The organism is Lysobacter sp. Root983, from assembly GCF_001429345.1.
In the GTDB taxonomy this organism is placed as follows: Bacteria; Pseudomonadota; Gammaproteobacteria; order Xanthomonadales; family Xanthomonadaceae; genus Lysobacter.
Window position 1 is genome coordinate 1 of the sequence record NZ_LMJO01000014.1, and the last position, 1,252, is coordinate 1,252.

Consider the following 1,252-nt stretch of genomic DNA (forward strand, 5'->3'; position numbering starts at 1 on the left):
GTGGTGCTGGTTCAACACCAGTACGTGTTCCTGCTCCGACACGCGCAGCAGGCGGCCGCGGATCATCGGGCCGTTCGCCAGGTCGAACGGCGTGGCCAATTCGTCGGCGATCGCCTGTTCGACGGCGTCCTGCGATGCCGCTACTTCCTCGCGCAGCGCGAAGCCCTGCCCGACCGGCATCACGAGCTGGCAGGGCACGCCGTCTTCGGCCACGAAACGCGTGCGCAGGCCTTCATGCCGCGCGACCAGGCCATCCAGCGCCTGCCTGAGCGCGTCGCGATCCACGCTGCCGCTCAGGCGCAACGCCATCGGCAGGTGATAGGCGCGATCCGCGCTCGGGTCCAGCACCGACACCAGCCACAACCGCTGCTGCGCGAACGACAGCGGCAGACGACCGTCGCGCGACGCAGGCGGGATCGGCAATGCCGCGGGTTTCAAGGCTGCGTCGCCGCGCTGCCGTAGTTGCTGGCGCAGGACTGCGCGTCGCAATTGCTCCAACGAGGCTTCGTTATGCGCGCTCATGTTCGTCTTCTGAATTGGTCAACATTGAACGCAGTTGCTCGGCCGTCAGGCCTTCGAGCGCAGCGTCCATCTCGCTCGTCATTTGCTCGTCGTAGAGCGCCAGTTCCGCCTCCACGATCCGGTCGGCCTGCTGATGCAAAATCGGCGTTTCGAACAGGACCGGCAGCGGCAGCTCCACGCCGAAGCGCTCCTGGATCTTCATCACCAGGCGGATCAGCAGCAGCGAATGCCCGCCCAGTTCGAAGAAGTGATCGTGGCGTCCGATCCGCTCGACCTGCAGCAGCTCGCGCCAGATCCCCGCCAGCGCCTCTTCGACCTCGCCGTCCGGCGCCTCGTACGCGCGCACGCTCAGCGACACGCCATCCGGCGCAGGCAACGCCCGCCGATCGAGCTTGCCGTTGGGCGTCAGCGGGAACGCCTCCAGCATCAACAACGCGCTGGGCAGCATGTACTCCGGCAACTGCGCGCTCAGCTGCAGACGCAGCTCGGCCGCGCTGATCTGCGCGCCCGCCTCCGCCAGCCAATACGCCACCAGCCGCTTCTCGCCCGGCACGTCCTCGCGCGCCAGCACCACTGCTTCGCGCACGCCGGCACACGCCGTCAGCCTGGCTTCGATCTCGCCCAGTTCGATCCGGAAGCCGCGGATCTTCACCTGGAAGTCGTTGCGTCCCTGGAATTCCAGCGTGCCGTCCTCACCCCAGCGACCCAGGTCGCCGGTCCTGTACATGCG

Annotated in this window: 2 protein-coding genes; both read right to left on the bottom strand. The window is 67.5% G+C overall.

From position 1 onward, the window contains the following. Nucleotides 1–522 (bottom strand): condensation domain-containing protein (locus ASE43_RS12230; protein ID WP_157499898.1); only part of this gene is annotated, 522 nt, incomplete at its 3' end. Then, a complete protein-coding gene (locus ASE43_RS12235; protein WP_304438408.1) occupies nucleotides 509–1,174 on the bottom strand; it encodes a phosphopantetheine-binding protein in 666 nt (221 codons plus the stop codon). The genes ASE43_RS12235 and ASE43_RS12230, both read right to left, overlap by 14 nt. Between the last annotated feature and the right edge of the window lie 78 nt (nucleotides 1,175–1,252).